The sequence below is a fragment of the Streptococcus sp. CCH5-D3 genome (assembly GCF_001556435.1).
Taxonomy (GTDB): domain Bacteria; phylum Bacillota; class Bacilli; order Lactobacillales; family Streptococcaceae; genus Streptococcus.
In genome coordinates, this window is sequence record NZ_LSIW01000033.1 from 1 (window position 1) to 663 (window position 663).

1 pseudogene is annotated in these 663 nt (G+C 33.2%); it reads left to right on the forward strand.

Annotation, left to right across the window (positions count from 1 at the left end):
* Positions 1-157 precede the first annotated feature (157 nt).
* A pseudogene (locus AX662_RS01150) lies at positions 158-554 on the forward strand (transposase); the annotation flags it as partial.
* Between the last annotated feature and the right edge of the window lie 109 nt (positions 555-663).

A 663-nucleotide genomic window follows, 5' to 3' on the forward strand; every position in this document is an offset into this window, starting at 1 on the left:
ATGGACAGTGACAGCATAATTGAAGAGTGAACAAAAAGAGGTATAAAAATACCTCCTTCAGATTGAAGACAAAGTCCTCAGAAGTTATACTTCTGGGGACTTTTCTTGCTTCGAAGGAGTATAATAAAAGAAAAGGTATTTGATGAGGTACTCCTAGTTAGCGATTTGTACTGAAAGTCGCCAGCACCAAAAAGTTGTTGTGCGTCATATTTGGAAAGATGCCTTAGAAATCTGTGAAGATATCCGTCATCAAAGTGGGATGAAGGAACGGTACCAACACCGGAAAGAAACGATAGAACGTTTATTCGGAACAGCTAAAGAATATCATAACTTGCGTTATACCAGAGAAAAAGGAAAGTCCAAAATGGAAGATAAGGTTGGGCTTACTTTGGCATGTCTAAATATCAAAAAATTGGTAAAAATGATGGTAGGGAAGACCTGTTATTTTATCCAAATACCTCAATATTATTGGATTATGGGAGAATTAAGTGTGAATATAAAAAAAGACAAGCATCAAAAACGATGTTTGTCTTCATTCTGAATCAGAATTTTAATAGGAATTCTGATTTTTTTATGCAAATCCATTTAAAAGCCAAAGGGTGTTTAACTATTATTTATTAAAATATAGATAAATATCATTTGATTAGTATTTGTTAAGTAGGA